Genomic DNA, 16,973 nt, shown 5'->3' on the forward strand with positions numbered 1-16,973 from the left:
ATTTTCTAAATAATACTGGGAGATTCGGCTTACCCCCTTTTAAAGGCGATAATGCGCCATGGCTCTACGCGCAACTATCCACAAAGCCGACCTCCACGTCGCAGACTCTGACCGCCACTATTACGGCAGTCACTCCCTCACCATCGCCAAGCACCCCTCGGAAACCGAGGAACGGATGATGATACGTATCATCGCCTTTGCCCTCCAAGCCCAAGAAGATTTGGCTTTTACTAAAGGTTTGAGCGACACCGATGAGCCAGACCTTTGGGTTAAAGACCTTACGGATGCCATCAAGCTTTGGATTGAAGTAGGGCAACCCGATGAACGACGCATCCTGAAAGCCTGTGGGCGATCTGATCAAGTCATCGTCTATTGCTATGGTGGTCACACTAGCAAAATCTGGTGGGATGGAATTGCGAACAAGCTGACTCGCGCTCGCAACCTTCAGGTAATTTCTATTCCAGCAGAGCAAGCTAAAGAACTCAATAAGTTAGTCGAGCGCAGCATGGTTCTACATGTCAATATTCAAGATGGAGAGGCCTACGTTTCTTCAGACATGGGTCAAGTCACCATCACCCCAGAAATCTGGCGTAATCAACAGCAATGAAGCCGGTAGTTTTAGACACCAATATCTTGCTAGATATTTTTGTCTTTAATGACGAGCGAGCCATCAACCTGAAACAAGCAATTATGGATGGCAGCATTACTGCAGTTGCCAGCCAAAAGACTTTATTGGAGTTTGCCGACGTCATCTCGCGCCCCCTCTTTAAACTCGATGAAGTAACTCAAGCCGCAATTATGAATCAATGGCAATCTCTCGCACAGCAGCATGACGATTCAAACCTAGCCGCCGCGCCCTGGAAATGCCAAGACCCGGATGACCAGATCTTCTTAGACCTAGCGTATCAATTAAAGCCAGCGATAATTATCAGCAAAGACAATGCCCTGCTTCACCTTGCTAGTCGAGCCGCTCAAGAAGATATTCTAATTACCAGCGACTACAACGCCTTTAGGCTTTAGAGCTAAAGCGCAATCCCTTGGCCGCTTCAGCAGCGATCTCAAATGATCTCAAGCGCGCTTGATGATCATAAATTTGGCCAGTGATGATAATTTCATTAGCGCCAGTTTGATCGAGCCAATACTGCATCTCTTTTCTCACCGTCTGCATTGAGCCGACGGCAGAGCAGCGGAGAGCATGAGCAGCGGTAGCTTTTTCGTGTGACTCACAGAAGTCATCTAAATTTGCAATCGGTGGTGGTAATTGACCACGAGTGTTCCGACGCATTCGAATGACATTCTGCTGCAAAGTAGTGAAAAGATGAGCAGCCTCTTCATCAGTATCGGCAGCCACTACATTCATCAGAAATGCACAATAAGGTTTGGATAACTTATCAGATGGCTTAAATAACTCACGATAGGTAGACATTGCATCAAGCAACTGCTCGGGCGCAAAGTGTGAAGCAAATGCATAAGGCAACCCAAAATGAGCAGCCAGTTGAGCGCCATACAAACTGGAGCCTAAGATCCAAATTGGTACTTCAGTATCTGCACCTGGAATAGCCTTTACTGCTTGCCCCTCCTGAACAGGGCCAAAGTAATGTTGTAGCTCTCGCACATCTTGCGGAAAGCGATCATCGCTACCCAACAAATCACGACGCAAGGCTCTCGCCGTCATTTGGTCAGTGCCTGGCGCACGCCCTAAGCCCAACTCAATCCTGCCGGGATAGATAGATGCCAAAGTACCAAATTGCTCTGCGATGACTAGTGGGGCATGATTTGGCAACATTACACCGCCAGACCCAACCAGAATGGTTTTGGTGCCTCCAGCTATGTAGCCAACCAAGACTGCGGTAGCAGAGCTAGCATTACCCGTCATATTGTGATGCTCAGCTACCCAATAGCGTGTGTAGCCCAAAGCCTCGGCATGCTGAGCAACATCCAGCGAGTTACGCAAGGCATCCCCAGCAGTAAATCCCTGTGGGATTGGAGATATATCTAGAATGGAGTACGGGACAGCATTTGTCATACTTAGATCATACCGAGAAAGCACTTTTTTAACATGAGCAAACCAAAAATGGCGGATGCCGATGACGGCCTCTTTAAGCCAGGCAGCAAGCTAAGACATATTAAGACGGGTGGATTTTATAAAGTGGTGTTACTTGCCAATATTGAAGCTAACCTAGAGCCAGCTTACGTATATGAATCACTTCAGTCGCATGACTTTTGGATCAGACCAAAAGCAGAAATGGAAGATGGTCGATTTGAATTAGTCGACGCTTAAGATAAAGACAGAGGAATTGAAATGACGGAAGATCGCATCACCAACCTTGAAATCAAACTCAGCTTTACTGAAGATTTGATTGACCAACTGAATCAGACCATCTACAAGCAACAACAACAGATTGAATTTCTATATCGCGAGCTTAAATCCATTAAGGAGCAAGCCAGCAGTAGTGATGGTGCAGGCAGTGCCAGTCCAAAAGACGAAATTCCTCCTCACTATTAAAGCCCTGATAACATTTAAGGTAAATATCGCAGCACTTTTAAAAAAGGACATTCATTATGGGTAACTTAGTACCGTTTTTACTTCAGTGGGGATTAACCTCCCTATCCCTTTGGGTCGCTAGCTATCTTTTTAGTGGCTTGCGCTTTGCAGATGGTGGCTCACTGTTAATTGCTGCCCTCCTGCTTGGTTTTGCCAACGCCGTTGTGAAGCCTTTATTAATTCTCTTCACCCTGCCACTAACCGTTCTTACCATGGGGCTGTTTCTGCTGGTAGTCAATGCCTTAGTGCTGATGCTGGTCTCTGCAGTGGTAGGCGGCTTTACGATCTCCAGTTTCTGGACCGCTTTCTTCGCCAGCATCTTTATTTCTTTATTCAGCCTCTTTATCAGCGGAATATTGTTTTAAGAATCACTCCGCCCCAGGGTAGATATCTGACCAGGGGTGGAGCGCATCGCGGCAAGGATGACCTTTAGAGGTCATTGATCTGGCGTTCTCAGCCAAAATACTTGCGCCGCCAGTCAAGAATCCAAGTCCAATGGAAACGGCGCTATTGACAACTCCAGCCTGATTTAACACCGCCTTAGGATTACTCAGAGTCCCACCTATTTTCACTAAGCCAGCCAAACCTAAGCCAGTAGTTAATCCTGACTTTTCCTGGGGATCAATAGTAAGGTTAACCGTCTCTGACTTAAGATTCAACGAGCCAGCTACCACTACATTCAAGCGGTCGGTTTCCATGCCGACAGAATTAGCGATATTAATCTGCCCATTACTAATTGGTAGGTAAGCTACTGCACATTCCAAAGTCGTGTTGGTAGTTTTTTTGCGCAGGGGATTCATAGAGTCAAGCACTGTGACAACAAAATCGCCAGCATCATTCAGAAAGTTAGTCCCCATTTGAGCTTGATTAATGCTCAACTGAATTTTTCCATTCGAATTTCCAGCCAGCTGATGCAAGCTCATTCCGGTTGAATTTAAATCAAACGCTAGCTTCATATTGCCGCCGCTTACCTTTGATTGGGGATCAACGCTACCCATAAGCTGCTCTAGGGTGAAATTTTTAGTTACCCCCTTAAGCGCAAGAGCGGGAGCCTGGCCAGTAAATTGGGAAAGTTTTCCCTGAATATCGGCGAGTCCACTACCTAATTGAAATGAAGCCTGAGAAAGTTCAATCACATCACCCTTTAACTGAATTTGCGCAGTCAAGTTCTGCAAGGGCTTGCGTTTAGGCAGGGAAAGTTCGGCGATATTTACAGAGATTGTTCCAGTAGCCTGAGGCAATGAATTAAATGACAAACTCTCATCACTAAACAAATATTTAGAGCTTGGAGCTGGTCGCTGCGAGCTGGGCTGCGCCCCCTTTAAGGAATTGGCAGCTGGAGTTGTAAGGTTAGGCCATTCAAATGCCTTGGAGGTCAACACCATATTGATCGCAGCCATAGATTGCGCATTTTTAGACAGGCTACCTTTTATCTGAAGCACTTTCCCATTTATCGCGAGATTAAGATCAACCGGAAACTCCAGCGCAGAGCTGCCCCAGTCCTTATATACCTTAGACAGATAGCCGACTGAACCAGTTAGCCCAACATCGACCGAGTTGTATTTCATATTGAGCGTGATGACCGACTTATCCCCGCGACCCAATACGGAAAGGCGCTGCACCTGGTAGCTAGATTTCACAGCATTCGCATCTTCATAGTGAATGTTGGCGTTCTGCATAGAAATATTTGTCAAACTCATCAGATTGTCGTTAGCTGAGCCACTATCTGAGGTGCTGGATGCTGATGATGCGGCTGAGCTTGAGTCGACACTCAGGTCCCAATTTGCTTTGCCGGCAGAGTTCTTTCGCAAATAGAGCTCCAAGCCACTTAAGTTAATGCTATTAATCTCAACCTGTTTACTCAAAAGAGGAAGGGTTTTAATGTCTAACTCAATCCGCTGGAGCTTTAACATGTCCGACTCTGTTGCCCACGGGGCGTTACTAAGACTCACCTGCTCAGCGGAAACAGTAATCGATGGAAAGAGAGTTAGTGATACAGGCCCTGAAATTTTGAGATCCCTTCCTGTGGCACTTTTCACAGACGTTGCTAGCAACTTGACCAGTTGAGCTGGATCTATCGCTGTGGAGGCATACCAAACCCCCGCCACTACTAGCAGTAAAAGGCTTGCAATAGAAATTAGAACAATCTTAATTTTTTTATTCATCGTTAGTCGATTCTAACTTTATGCCTACTACCGTGCACTAAAATCGAGACTTAAATTACTTCCATCGGTCACGCCTCATGAATACTTCAGCCAATCTACCAAAATGCCCAGCCTGCCAAGAGGATATGACCTACCCTGACGGTGAAAATTTTGTTTGCGCCCAATGTGGCCATGAGTGGCCAATGGCAGCTAGCGTAGAAGAAGATGAAGGCGCTCTGATTGTGAAGGATGCCAACGGTAACTTACTGGCTGATGGCGATACGGTCACCCTCATTAAGGATCTGAAGGTTAAAGGATCATCCACAACCCTCAAGGTTGGGACAAAGATTAAGGGAATCCGCCTGGTTTCCGGTGATCATGAGGTGGACTGCAAAACCGAAGCAGGCAATATGTTGCTCAAAGCCTGCTTTTTGAAGAAAGCCTAAGTCTCAATTAGAGACCACCAGACCCATATATGGGTTCCGATGGTCCGCCAGTCTTATGCCGCGCTAGCTTTTTTCAAGACAGCGTATAGCTGGTCTTTCAATAAGAGTTTTTCTTTTTTCAAAACCTCAATCTCTTCAGGAGTGCTGGGCTCAGAGTGGGCCTCCATTCTTTGAATCTTTTGATCCAGATTGTTGTGCTTATCAAATAAATGAGAAAAGTGACGATCTGATGTTTTCAGCTTAGTAATTAACTCGCGATATTCAGGGAACATAGATTCTCTTTAGGTTGAGGTTATTCATAACTGCACCGCTCCAGTGTAGCAAGTTAGCGCTCAAATTCAAGCACCCCGCCCTTCTTTAATGCAGCCAAAAAACAATTGGGGATTGACTCTTGATATTGCAAGGTAAATCCCCATATAAGTATCAGCAAAAGTAGATAGAACTGAAGTAATATCGACTAGTGCGCTAAGCACATTAACTACCAATAGGAAGGGTAATAGACCATGGCTACAAAGAAGTCTCCAGCAAAAAAGAAAGTAGCTACTAAGGTGGTAATAAAAGCCCCTGCAAAGAAAGCCGTTAAAAAAGTTGCCGCTAAGAAAGTGGTAGCCAAAAAGGCCGTAAAGAAGGTAGTGAAAAAACCAGCAACTAAAAAGCCTGTCGCTAAAAAGACGACTGCGAAAAAACCAGTAGCGAAGAAGGCAGTTAAAAAGGTAGCGGCTAAGAAGCCAGCAGCCAAAAAACCTGCCCCAAAGAAAGCTGCCAAGAAGTCTCCTAAGGCAGCTGCGCCAAAGAAACTGAAAGTCGATCAGTACGGACTCGAGGAAGATGATGAGTTCTACGGTTTGTACTTTGCCAAATCAACCGATAAGGGTTTAGTTGAAGTTAAACCTTGCACCTTCTCACTGATGTACTGGTGGAAAGGCTTGCTTGGCTACCCTGACATGATTGAAATCTCCAAAGATAGCAATACAGCAATGTTGCAATTTGAGTCTACCTTTGGTGGCGGCGATTCTGGTGAAACTGAGTTGACAGAAAAAGATGTGTTCGATGTTGACCACATCATTGAAGTCGATGAGCAAGAGCAGTTGGTATCCCTCTACTCTTACGTTCCAATTCCTGTACCAGAAAAACTCATTGGCGCACTTGGCCTCTCTATTCTGAATATCAACCCAGAAACTCGCTATGGCAGCTTAGAAATCTGCTCTACAGATAATGAAGAAGGTGAGAATGAACACTTCCTACGCTATCGTGCAGCAACTTATTTACGTGGCGTGAAATCTGGCAAGGTTGAAGCGATTGAAAGCATGGTCACCAATGGTTCAGAATTCTTTGGATTAGCTTTAGATGCAATGTGCGTAAACAAATCGATTAAGAAATGGTTGCTTAGTTAAGAGCCTGTAACTTAATAGGTATTGCACACAAAAATGTAGGTCATAGGAAAGCGGTCGTTTACTGTTTTACGAGTTTCAACGATAGTGGCGCTTCGCTTTCCTAGTTTTTTACACTCCTCCTCCGCAGCCGCCTGAGCTTCCGTATCTTTAGCAGACTTTGGTGCATGCACCCCAATAGTTCCATCAGACTGTCGATAGACACCAAAATCGCTTTTGGGTGTTGAACAGGCCAGCATTGCCATTGAAATGGCAAAAACTAAAATACTCGAGATGATTTTCATATAGAAATCCAGGTCTTTAAAAGAATGGATCCATTCTAGCGATCTTTAGGAGCCAGAGGCTCAGGATATAAATTGCAAACGAGCAGAGACCCTGCTGTTATTTTGAATTCTTTTTAAATATTTTTTGATTTGCTGTAGCCCATTTCTGATTTTCAGATGATCACTGATGTGACCTGGCAACTGCTTTTGAAGATGTTTCTAAGAAGCGTACTGACAGTCTCCACAACTGCGGTAAAACTCTAGTCTGTACGCTTCTTATGCTGAAAGCCGGCTCTCAGCGAAGCACTAATGTAAACGAAAATCCTTTAAAAGTCAAGGGTTTTCCCTAATATATTTCACTTATAGCCAACTCGATCAAGCAAGCGTTGTGCAGCAATTTGATTCTTGCCAATCGCCGCAATTGAAATGTTTTCAGCCTTGAATGGCCCCAACATTTTGAGCCCTTCATTTTCAATCTTGACTGACTTCACCACAGGCCACTCGTTGTTACCGTTAGCAAAATATTCTTGCGCCGAATCGCTAGCCAGGTATTCAAGAAACTGAATAGCCGCTTGTGAATGCGGTGCATTCTTGGCTACACCACCACCCGCAATGTTGATGTGCGTGCCAGTTGTCTGCTGATTAGGCCAAACAAACCCAATCTTAGAAACGATAGCCTGATCTTCCGGCTTAGTTGAGCGCAAGAGTCTAACTAGGTAGTAAGAGTTTGTTAATGCCACTCCACATTCGCCCGAAGCAACCGCCTTGATCTGATCCGTATCACCACCTCTGGGAGGGCGAGCCATATTTGCCACCATGCCCTTAGCCCATTCTTCGGTAGCTGCCTCACCACGACGCTCAATCATGGCTCCGATCAATGACAACATGTATGGATGAGCGCCTGAGCGTGTACACACCTTACCCTTGTTCATGGGCTCAGCCAATTTCTCATAAGTGTCGACGTCTTGTGGATTTACTTTTGCCTTGTTGTAAACCACGAGACGCGCTCTAGTCGAAAATCCAAACCAAGTTGATCCTTCTGGATCAGGCTTTGAGCGCAGGTTTGCAGGGATGCGACTCTCTAAATACTTTGAGTGAATAGGTTTAAAGAATCCGTCAATTTGCGCGCGCCACAATCGCGCTGCGTCGACCATCAAAATCACGTCCGCCGGACTGTTAGCGCCCTCGCTTTTCAGTCTCTCAGCCAGCGCATTGTCATCAGCCTCAATACGATTGATCTTGATACCCGTCTTCTTAGTGAAATCGCCATAGAGCGCCTCATCAGTTTGGTAGTGTCGAGCTGAATAGAGATTCAACTCTTTGGCTTCTTGAGCGTGTAATGGCAAAGCCATAAAGCTGCTTAGCACCAATGAAGTTGCGACTAGGAACTTGTGTATCGCTTGAGTTGCCATTGCTGTATTTACGATCAGAATTAGAGTAAATCTAATTTATCACAAATACGAATGATTATCAATTAAGATTTGGAGATGACCCTAGAAAGCAGCAGTACAGGGAAAAGCCCAACTAAAACAATGGTTAGAGACGGGAGGGCAAGCTCGGCTAGACGCTCATCCGCTGCCAGCTGATAGGTGGCGACAGCCAAGGTATCAAAGTTAAATGGGCGCAGCAACAGAGTTGCCGGCAACTCTTTCATTACATCCACAAAGACAAAAAGGCCAGCAGTGATGAGGCTTCGCTTGAGCAAAGGCACATGTACTCGCCTCAGAATCTGCCCCTTCGAAAGCCCAAGCAGCGCTGCTGAAGCATCCATGGAGGGCGTTATGCGTGCAAGCCCCGCCTCAACACTTTGCAGACTAGAAGAAAGAAAGCGGACCAAGTAAGCGTAGATCAGTACCAACATGCTGGCAGACATCCACCACGCAAGCTGAAAGATCTCTAGGAAAGAGAGAATGCCGATGGCCAATACTGCGCCAGGCAAGGCATAACCAAAACCTAGCAATCGATTTACCCAGGCTAGGCGCGCATTCATTCGCACTGAGTAAGCGAAGAATATGGCGAGCGCAACAGAGATGAGTGCCGTCAGAATCGAAACAGATAAAGAATTACTCAACCAATCAAGATAACGAATATCGATCATGAGGCCTTGTTTGAAAAGTAATTGCAGGAGCGCAAATGCTGGCAACAGAAATCCGCACAAGAGCGTAGCGCCACAAAATGCAAAAGCAAAAAAGGCATTCTTACCCCACAGAGATTTCGCTACCGGCCTCCCCTGCGCTGATGAGGCATAACGCAATTTTGAGCGACTACTTTGCTCAATAAAGAAGATGAGTAAAACAAAACTCAAAAGACCAAGGGCAAGCTGAACTGCTGCTACGCGGTCTCCAAAAGAAAGCCATGCCTTAAAGATGCCCGTCGCAAATGTCTGCACACCAAAGTAGGAGACGGCGCCAAAATCTGCCAAGACCTCCATGAGGGCTAAAGCCATGCCTGCAAAGATCGCTGGCCTAGCCATTGGCAATACCAACTTCATAAACCCTTGAAGCGGACTATAGCCCAGCGTTTCTGAAGCCTCAATCAATCGGCCACTGCGCTCTAAAAATGCAGTACGCGTAATGAGATACACATAGGGAAAGAGGCAAAAGGAGAAAGACCAAATAGCCCCGCTCAGCGATCTCGGATCTGGAAAGAACCAAAGTGAATCCATTCCCAGTAAGGTACGAAGGGTGCTCTGTATGGGTCCTGAAAATTGCAAGAGATCTACAAACAGGTAGGCCATGACATAGGTGGGCACAGCTAAAGGCAGAATGAGTGCCCACTCAAATATTTTCTTACCTGGGAAGTCGTAGCTAGCGATGATCCAAGCATTACCCACCCCAAGAATAAATACCCCTACTCCAACACCAAGAATAAGCACCAAGGTTGAGGCAATGTATCCGCCCAGCACAAAGTTCCAGAGGTGACTGAGAGTGCCGGTAGCTAATAAATCATTGCCGGAGAATAGGAAAGGTGCTGCCAAGCCAAATAGGGGCAAAAATAACAACAGGGCAAGTGGCACGACAATACGATTCATGAAATCGGCAATCCGTTTAGACTCTAGCTATGCATTAAACCACCAGCATTGAATACTAGTATTAATGAGAAAATTATAGGGATGAACTCCGCTCACGCACTGCTTTCCATCAAAGGACTCGAAATCGACTACCCAAGTCGAGATGGTCAGGGTCGCGTCACTGCAGTTAAAGCCCTCCAGCTTGATCTTGCCCAAGGAGAAATTGGCTGCCTACTAGGCTCTTCTGGTTGCGGTAAATCTACTGTCCTGAGAGCAATTTGTGGGTTTGAGCCTGTTAAAGCAGGAGAAATCCTCCTCCGCGATCAGGTCGTGAGCTCTACCTCTATCCACATCCCACCAAACCAAAGAAAAGTAGGCATGGTCTTTCAGGACTTTGCCCTCTTCCCTCACCTCAACGTTTTAGAGAACATTGCCTTTGGCTTGCAACACTTACCAAGCAAGCAAAGATCTTCTGTGGCGCTTGAGTGGCTCAAGCGCGTGTCCCTCGCAGATAAAGCTGATGCCTATCCTCATGAGCTCAGTGGTGGGCAACAGCAACGTGTGGCGCTAGCCAGAGCAATGGCACCAGAACCAGATTTAATTTTGCTTGATGAGCCCTTCTCTAGTTTAGATATTGAACTCAGAGAGCGTCTTGCGGGTGAGATGCGGGAGATCCTCAAAGCTAACAACATTACTGCCCTACTAGTAACTCATGATCAATTTGAGGCCTTTGCGATTGCAGATAAAGTCGGCGTGATGACAGACGGCAAAGTCTTGCAGTGGGATATCCCATATGAGCTGTATCACAAGCCAGTCAATCGCTATATTGCGGACTTCATTGGTCGTGGAGTATTTGTTAAGGGAGTTGTGCAGGCCAATAACAAAGTGAATATTGAGTTGGGTGAACTCGACTTAGAGGAAGATCGCAGTAAAGAGGTCGGAAAAGAAATCGATGTCCTCTTACGGGCTGATGATATTCAGCATGATGACAACAGCACCTTGCTTGCAGAGGTTGTGCGTAAGACCTTTAGAGGCGCTGACTTTCTGTATACCCTCAAACTAGCATCCGGCACTGAGATTTTTGCTTTTGTACCGAGCCACCATGATCATGCGATTGGTGAAAAGATTGGCATCCACTTAGTGGCTGATCACGTTGTGACATTTAGCGACTAAGTATTGCTCTCTTATTAGTAGTATGTCAGCGCAGTAGCTTTGCCCTTAAAGATGCGATAAGAAAATAGGGTGTAGCCCAGGATCGTTGGCAATACCACAATTGCGCCCCAGAAAATAACCCATAAAGACTCAGTTGCAGCGGCAGCTTGCCACAAAGTCATTTTTCCAATAATGACGTATGGAAAAATACTGTAGGCGATACCAAAAAAAGATAGCCAAAATATTGCTACGACACTAGCAAATGGCAGCCACTCTTTTTTAGATTTCCCCTCTTCCAATGCATCAATAAATCGATAGGTAAGCATAAAGAAAATTCCAGTAGCGACAGGTACCGGAGAGAGCCAGATGATCTGAGGCCAAGCAAACCACTTATTCATGATTTCAGGACTGAAATACGGGGTTGCAACGGATACCAAAGCAACACCAAATCCAGTGAGCCATAGACTGATCTTTGCCCATCGAAATGCTTTTTTCTGGAGCTCTCCTTCGGTTTTTAATATCAGCCAAGTAGAGCCGAGAAGCACATAGCCAGCGGGTAAACACAAACCCACTAATAGTGAAAATAACCACCCTAAAGCTCCAGAATCAAAGCCCACGATTAGGCGTCCAATCATGATTCCTTGAGATACAGAAGCAACTAGGCTGCCGATATAAAACAGCAAATTCCACAGTGGCTTTTGTTCGATATTTACTTTGACTCTAAAGTCAAAAGATACCCCTCTCAGAATCAGTCCAAGCAACATAGCAGCAACTGGCAAATATAGCTCGGTCAAAATCACACCATGCGCCAAAGGGAAGGCAACCAACAATAGGCCAACGCCTAAGACGATCCATGTTTCATTGGCATCCCAAAAAGGACCAATGGATGCAATCATCATGTCTTTCTCTGCATCGGTACCACGGTTGAGCAGCATTCCAATGCCCAAATCATAGCCATCTAAAACAACGTAAGAGAGCATGGCAATGCCCATCGCAACAAAGAAAAATAAAGGCAGCCAGACTGAGGCTTGAGTAAGGTCCATGGTGTTCATAGATTAAGCGCCAAAGGGACTAAAAGAGGAGTCTGATTTCTTGGGAGTCAATTGACTTTGAGCATCCTGACTATCAGCCTGGCGGGCCAAATAAAACACTACCCAAATATAGGCGAACAGTAGCCCCACATAAAGCGTCAGATAAGCGAATAGCGTTGAAAAGACCATGCTCGATGGCAAAGTAGTTACTGCTTGAGCAGTGGTGAGCACGCCTGTGACAAGGTAAGGTTGCCGCCCAATCTCAGTGACATACCAACCTGCCAATACAGCCACCCAGCCAGAGAAAGTCATTAATACCAGTACTTTTGCCATCAATCTAGGAAGCTGTCGATCTTGCCGCAACTGCCAACGCGCTAGCCATGAAAATATCAGCATCAATACGCCGACGCCAACCATCACACGAAAAGCAAAGAACACTGGGGCGACTGGTGGGATCTTATCTCCAAATTGGTTCAATCCTTTTACCTCTCCATCCCAGCTATGCGTGAGATATAGAGAGGCCAACTTCGGAATGCTAATCTCGTAATCATTGGTACGGGTTTGCTGATTAGGTATTGCAAAAATGACAGCAGGAACACCAGCGCCACCTTCCCATATACCCTCCATGGCAGCAAGCTTGGCAGGCTGATGGTGAAGCGTATTCAGACCGTGCGCATCACCCAACATGATCTGAATAGGAATTAAAACAGCAGCCACAGTAAGTGAAATCTTCATCACCAGAAAATTGGCCGGTGAGCGGCTATTACGTAAATAGCGATAGGCGGAAATTCCAGCCAAAAAGAATGATACCGTTAGAAATGAAGCCAATAACATATGACCTAAACGGTATGGCATAGATGGATTAAAAATGATCGCCATCCAATCAACAGCATGCGCCCTGCCATCAATCATGATGAAGCCTTGCGGGGTTTGCATCCAAGAATTTAAAGCAATGATCCAAAACGCAGAGAGGCTTGTACCAAAAGCCACTAAAAATGTTGCAACGGTATGCATTAAGGGAGACACTCGCTTGGCACCAAACAACATCACACCCAAAAAGGTAGCCTCAAGAAAAAACGCCGTTAACACTTCATAGGCTAGCAAAGGTCCTGCAATATTCCCAACAGTTTCCATATAGCCAGGCCAGTTCGTACCGAACTGAAAGCTCATCGTGATGCCACTGACCACACCCAAGGCAAAGGTCAAGGCAAAAATCTTGACCCAAAACTGATAGGCCTCACGCCAATAATCCAAACCAGTTCGGATATGCTGAATCTTAAAAAAGAAGAGAAACCATCCCAGCGCAATTGAAATGGTTGGAAAGAGGATATGGAAAGAAATATTCGCACCAAACTGAATACGACTAAATAAAAGGGAATCGAGCACGACTACTCCTAGTAATTGAAGGTTCTGCATTCAATTGTGGCACCAATTAAATAATGCCGCTCACACCATGCGGTTTAAACCCCCTACAATATGCTGATGTTGATACAAATCGCCAATCTCATTCTTCAGGTACTCGTTAGCATTGTTGCGGGAGCCTGCCTTTTACGCTGCTATTTACAGTGGCTTGCCTTCAATTTAGGTGCGGGGCAAAGCAAGTCCATTGGTGCTTATATTCTGCCTTTAAGCAACTGGATTGTTCTTCCACTAAGACGCTTCATACCTAGTATTGGTCGCTTTGATCTAGCGAGTTGCGTCGCAGCCTATCTTTTAATTTTGTGCAAGATTACGATCCTGCTATTTATCTCTGGCGCCACCTCAATAGATGTCTCTTGGTTAGCACTTGCACTGATTGATCTACTTGACCTGACCTTATCGGGTCTAGTTGGTCTAGTTTTTGCCAGCATCATTCTTTCTTGGGTTGGTGCAGGGACTCAAATTCAGTTCTTAGTGTCGCTATTAGTTGACCCCCTACTCACTCCAATTAGGAAAGCAATACCCAACTTTGGCGCCCTTGATTTATCACCCCTGGTATTACTGTTGATTCTGCAAGTACTTCAGATTGTGATGGGCAATCTTAGATAGCTGATTAAGTCTTATTTCATTCTAGGTTTTCCCGAATGACTTTAATGAAGTGTTCGCCATAGCGCTCCAACTTGGCTTGCCCAACCCCACCAATACGACTGAATTGATCTAAGGTAGTTGGCGTAGAGTTAACCATCTCCTGCAAAGTACTGTCATGAAAAATTACGTAGGGTGGCACGCCTTGTTCGCGCGCTAGTTCAGTACGTTTAGCCTTGAGCGCCTCCCACAAGTTTTCATCTGCAATATTGCTAAAGGGGTGTGTAGAACCTTTCTTTACTCCGGACTTTGTAGTCTTACTCTTGGAGTAACTCGTTTCTTTTCGCAGCCAAACCTCTTGCTCTCCACGCAACACTGGCAAAGCAATGTCATCCACTAGCTTTAAGCCACCGTGCAATGCAATATCAGCATCTAAGTAACCGCCTGCTACCAATTGACGATAGACACTATTCCACTGGGCCTGATTGAGCTCTGCACCAATACCAAATGTACTCACTTGCTCATGAAAAAATTGCTTCACCCTAGAGGTTACTTTACCTAAGAGCACATCAATTAAATGGGTTACGCCAAAACGCTGACCCGTTCGATAGACGCATGACAATGCTTTTTGCACTTCATGTGTGGCATTCCAGGTAGCCACTGGCTCTAGGCAGTTATCGCAATTACCACAGCTACCGGCATGCGTTTCTCCAAAGTAGCGCAAGATCGCTTGATGGCGGCATGTCGTGGATTCGCAGAAGCCCAATAGCGCATTGAGTTTTTGGCGCTCTACCCGCTTACGATCTTCAGAAGCTTCACCACCATCCACCATTTGTCGCAAGCTCACTACATCCCCAAATCCGTAAGCCATCCAGGCGTTTGCAGGCAAGCCATCACGCCCTGCCCGTCCAGTTTCCTGGTAGTAACCTTCCATACTTTTGGGTAGATCTAGATGGGCAACAAAGCGGACATTAGGCTTATCAATACCCATACCAAACGCTACAGTTGCGACCATGATGACGCCTTCTTCACGCAAGAAGCGTTTTTGATTTGTACTACGCGTTTCAACACTTAGTCCTGCGTGATACGGCATGGCATCCCACCCACGGTCTTGTAACCATTGCGCAGTTTCTTCTACGCTGCGACGCGATAGGCAATAAATAATTCCTGAGTCATCGGCATGCTCGGCATTTAAAAAGTGCTCTAACTGTTGTTTGGCACTCTGCTTTTGTAGAACTCGATACTTAATGTTGGGACGATCAAAGCTAGAGACAAACTGCTCGGCAGATTCCAGAGACAGGCGCTCTACGATTTCTGCTCGGGTTGGCGCATCCGCAGTAGCTGTTAAGGCGATACGTGGCACCTGAGGAAATCGTTCATGCAAAACAGTTAACTGGCGATATTCAGGACGGAAATCATGACCCCATTGCGAAACACAGTGCGCCTCATCAATAGCGAACAAGGCAATTCCGGGGCCAGCATTGAGTCTATCGAGTATCGATAGAAACCCAGGATTCATCAGACGCTCTGGCGCCACATAGATCAAGTCAAGATCTCCAGCTAGCAGTTGGGTGGTAACTTGTTGAGATGTTGCCGCATCCAGGCTGGAGTTGAGAAACGAAGCCTTAACACCAAGCTGGGTTAAGGCATCCACTTGATCTTGCATTAGCGCAATCAAGGGTGAAACCACTACCCCCACACCGCGGCGAATGAGTGAGGGAATTTGATAGCACAGTGATTTACCGGCGCCAGTCGGCATTAGGACTAAGGCATCCCCGCCCGCTATTACATGCTCAACAATAGATTCTTGAGAACCTCTAAATTGATCAAAGCCAAAAACATCATGAAGTACTTGGCGGCTCGACTGCAACAGTAATGCTCCTTTGGAATAAAAAAGCCCCACGTCATGGCGGGGCTTGATGAATATCTTCTTTGTCCTTACAAACGCAGAATCTGGCTGGCGGAAAGGGTGACTTAACCTTGCATTGTATAGATTTAGACAGTGGTGGATTAAGCAAGAGCCGTTAGATGCACTAAACCTCTGATTAATTAGAATAAATATTCATTACTTAAGTGATGAATCCCATTGGATTGCCTGAATCCTTCCAGTCATATCCAAGCGCTTTCATTCTGTTATGGGGACAAATTTTGGTAGCGCAGCACTTAATGGCGTCCAAGGCACATAAAACCAAGTGGGATGGCGGACGCTACCTCATTCAAAAGCTATATTGGCGTTGTCTGCACTTATGCTACTTAATGATATAAAAAAATCAAAAGAGAAAGCTGATGATTTGAATGAATTAGCAAAAGCAACCTACATCTTTTCAAATAGCTCAGTTAATGACGCTGAGCTTGGTGAGCTCTTACTAATGCCATCTACAAAAGCGTTGGAAGCAATAAAGCAACGTAGAGAGCCTTATGAAGCTGCGTGGAATGAATGGCTCACTACAGATATTGATGTTGATAAACTTGCTTCTATAGTTCTTACTAAATCACAGTAAGAAAAGCATTACTTAAGTAATGCTTGCAATGTAATGAAAGAATTAGTTAAAAACACACTTTGAAACACACCATTTTTAAGTTATTGATTTTAATAGTAATTTACTAGGGTTATGTACTTTTAATCCGTTGGTCGCGAGTTCGAATCTCGCCCGACCCACCAAGTATTACTAAGCCTCGCTCTGCGGGGCTTTTTTATTTCTAGAGCGCTGAGTTTGGGTGAGATAGCATCGGTCAGCTAGACCGTTAGTCGATTGCGCCAGATCATCGGATAACCAAACCGTTGGTGATTGGAATAAGTTGAATAAACAAATAAGTCGCTACCCCCAGGGGTGTCCATCCGGTTGGGGGGGTATAGCGATAGTTATGAGGGCGCTATACAAATGGTTTAGAAATTTCTGACTTGATTTTAAACAGCGTTGAAATTAGAAATATTCAGATTGCCCAACGGACCAACGATCCGTTGGTCTTTGAATGTCTGCTAAAGA

The 16,973-nt window shown here is 45.6% G+C and carries 19 protein-coding genes; 10 read left to right on the forward strand and 9 right to left on the reverse strand.

Annotation, left to right across the window (positions count from 1 at the left end):
* Window positions 1-58: 58 nt before the first annotated feature.
* Complete coding sequence (locus ICN14_RS09625; protein ID WP_216226252.1) at window positions 59-607, forward strand: YaeQ family protein; 549 nt, start codon at window positions 59-61, stop codon at window positions 605-607.
* Window positions 604-1,020, forward strand: a complete 417-nt coding sequence (locus ICN14_RS09630) for a putative toxin-antitoxin system toxin component, PIN family (RefSeq protein WP_216226253.1) — start codon at window positions 604-606, stop codon at window positions 1,018-1,020. The genes ICN14_RS09625 and ICN14_RS09630 overlap by 4 nt, the downstream gene beginning before the upstream one ends.
* On the opposite strand, the gene ICN14_RS09635 is transcribed toward ICN14_RS09630, so the two are convergent.
* Window positions 1,010-2,026: an LLM class flavin-dependent oxidoreductase gene (locus tag ICN14_RS09635; protein WP_216226254.1), complete on the reverse strand. Its 1,017-nt coding sequence runs from the start codon at window positions 2,024-2,026 to the stop codon at window positions 1,010-1,012. The two genes, ICN14_RS09630 and ICN14_RS09635, sit on opposite strands and share 11 nt — an antisense overlap.
* Before the next feature lie 33 nt (window positions 2,027-2,059).
* On the opposite strand from ICN14_RS09635, the gene ICN14_RS09640 reads away from it, so the two are divergent.
* The 3 genes from ICN14_RS09640 to ICN14_RS09650 are packed head-to-tail and all read left to right on the forward strand — an operon-like array spanning window position 2,060 to window position 2,910.
* On the forward strand, window positions 2,060-2,281 hold the full coding sequence (locus ICN14_RS09640) for a hypothetical protein (RefSeq protein WP_216226255.1): 222 nt from the start codon (window positions 2,060-2,062) through the stop codon (window positions 2,279-2,281).
* A 21-nt stretch (window positions 2,282-2,302) separates the two neighbouring features.
* Window positions 2,303-2,506, forward strand: a complete 204-nt coding sequence (locus tag ICN14_RS09645) for a SlyX family protein (protein ID WP_216226256.1) — start codon at window positions 2,303-2,305, stop codon at window positions 2,504-2,506.
* Between the two features lie 53 nt (window positions 2,507-2,559).
* Window positions 2,560-2,910, forward strand: coding sequence for a phage holin family protein (locus ICN14_RS09650; protein WP_216226277.1), 351 nt, complete (start codon window positions 2,560-2,562; stop codon window positions 2,908-2,910).
* 3 nt (window positions 2,911-2,913) lie between these two features.
* Here the strand turns inward: ICN14_RS09650 and ICN14_RS09655 are convergent, their stop codons facing one another.
* The gene (locus tag ICN14_RS09655) at window positions 2,914-4,710 is read right to left on the reverse strand and encodes an AsmA family protein (protein ID WP_216226257.1); all 1,797 of its coding nucleotides are present in this window, start codon (window positions 4,708-4,710) and stop codon (window positions 2,914-2,916) included.
* 77 nt (window positions 4,711-4,787) lie between these two features.
* Here ICN14_RS09655 and ICN14_RS09660 point away from each other — a divergent pair, with 77 nt between their 5' ends.
* Entirely contained in the window at window positions 4,788-5,135 is a 348-nt protein-coding gene (locus ICN14_RS09660) for a zinc ribbon domain-containing protein YjdM (RefSeq protein WP_216226258.1), read from the forward strand.
* Between the two features lie 53 nt (window positions 5,136-5,188).
* On the opposite strand, the gene ICN14_RS09665 is transcribed toward ICN14_RS09660, so the two are convergent.
* Window positions 5,189-5,407 (reverse strand): YdcH family protein, encoded by a 219-nt coding sequence (locus ICN14_RS09665; protein ID WP_216226259.1) that lies wholly within the window; start codon window positions 5,405-5,407, stop codon window positions 5,189-5,191.
* A gap of 231 nt (window positions 5,408-5,638) precedes the next feature.
* Between ICN14_RS09665 and ICN14_RS09670 the strand changes: the two genes are divergently transcribed.
* On the forward strand, window positions 5,639-6,529 hold the full coding sequence (locus ICN14_RS09670) for a hypothetical protein (protein ID WP_216226260.1): 891 nt from the start codon (window positions 5,639-5,641) through the stop codon (window positions 6,527-6,529).
* 11 nt (window positions 6,530-6,540) lie between these two features.
* Here ICN14_RS09670 and ICN14_RS09675 read toward each other — a convergent pair whose 3' ends face one another.
* The 3 genes from ICN14_RS09675 to ICN14_RS09685 form a co-directional block, all read right to left on the reverse strand.
* Window positions 6,541-6,810 (reverse strand): hypothetical protein, encoded by a 270-nt coding sequence (locus ICN14_RS09675; RefSeq protein ID WP_216226261.1) that lies wholly within the window; start codon window positions 6,808-6,810, stop codon window positions 6,541-6,543.
* 335 nt (window positions 6,811-7,145) lie between these two features.
* Window positions 7,146-8,141, reverse strand: a complete 996-nt coding sequence (locus ICN14_RS09680) for an extracellular solute-binding protein (RefSeq protein ID WP_255536042.1) — start codon at window positions 8,139-8,141, stop codon at window positions 7,146-7,148.
* A 122-nt stretch (window positions 8,142-8,263) separates the two neighbouring features.
* Window positions 8,264-9,820, reverse strand: coding sequence for an iron ABC transporter permease (locus ICN14_RS09685; protein ID WP_216226263.1), 1,557 nt, complete (start codon window positions 9,818-9,820; stop codon window positions 8,264-8,266).
* A gap of 81 nt (window positions 9,821-9,901) precedes the next feature.
* On the opposite strand from ICN14_RS09685, the gene ICN14_RS09690 reads away from it, so the two are divergent.
* Window positions 9,902-10,972, forward strand: a complete 1,071-nt coding sequence (locus ICN14_RS09690; RefSeq protein WP_216226264.1) for an ABC transporter ATP-binding protein — start codon at window positions 9,902-9,904, stop codon at window positions 10,970-10,972.
* A 14-nt stretch (window positions 10,973-10,986) separates the two neighbouring features.
* Here the strand turns inward: ICN14_RS09690 and ICN14_RS09695 are convergent, their stop codons facing one another.
* Complete coding sequence (locus tag ICN14_RS09695) at window positions 10,987-12,003, reverse strand: cytochrome d ubiquinol oxidase subunit II (protein WP_216226265.1); 1,017 nt, start codon at window positions 12,001-12,003, stop codon at window positions 10,987-10,989.
* Between the two features lie 3 nt (window positions 12,004-12,006).
* Window positions 12,007-13,368, reverse strand: a complete 1,362-nt coding sequence (locus tag ICN14_RS09700; RefSeq protein ID WP_370624842.1) for a cytochrome ubiquinol oxidase subunit I — start codon at window positions 13,366-13,368, stop codon at window positions 12,007-12,009.
* Window positions 13,369-13,464: 96 nt separating this feature from the next.
* Between ICN14_RS09700 and ICN14_RS09705 the strand changes: the two genes are divergently transcribed.
* Window positions 13,465-14,010 carry a YggT family protein gene (locus ICN14_RS09705; RefSeq protein WP_216226267.1) on the forward strand — a complete coding sequence of 182 codons (546 nt, stop codon included), beginning with the start codon at window positions 13,465-13,467 and terminating at the stop codon, window positions 14,008-14,010.
* Window positions 14,011-14,026: 16 nt separating this feature from the next.
* Here the strand turns inward: ICN14_RS09705 and recQ are convergent, their stop codons facing one another.
* Window positions 14,027-15,856 (reverse strand): DNA helicase RecQ, encoded by a 1,830-nt coding sequence (gene recQ / locus ICN14_RS09710; RefSeq protein WP_216226268.1) that lies wholly within the window; start codon window positions 15,854-15,856, stop codon window positions 14,027-14,029.
* Between the two features lie 364 nt (window positions 15,857-16,220).
* Here recQ and ICN14_RS09715 point away from each other — a divergent pair, with 364 nt between their 5' ends.
* Complete coding sequence (locus ICN14_RS09715) at window positions 16,221-16,487, forward strand: hypothetical protein (RefSeq protein ID WP_216226269.1); 267 nt, start codon at window positions 16,221-16,223, stop codon at window positions 16,485-16,487.
* Window positions 16,488-16,973 lie beyond the last annotated feature (486 nt).

Source organism: Polynucleobacter sp. MG-27-Goln-C1, assembly GCF_018881905.1.
Taxonomy (GTDB): domain Bacteria; phylum Pseudomonadota; class Gammaproteobacteria; order Burkholderiales; family Burkholderiaceae; genus Polynucleobacter.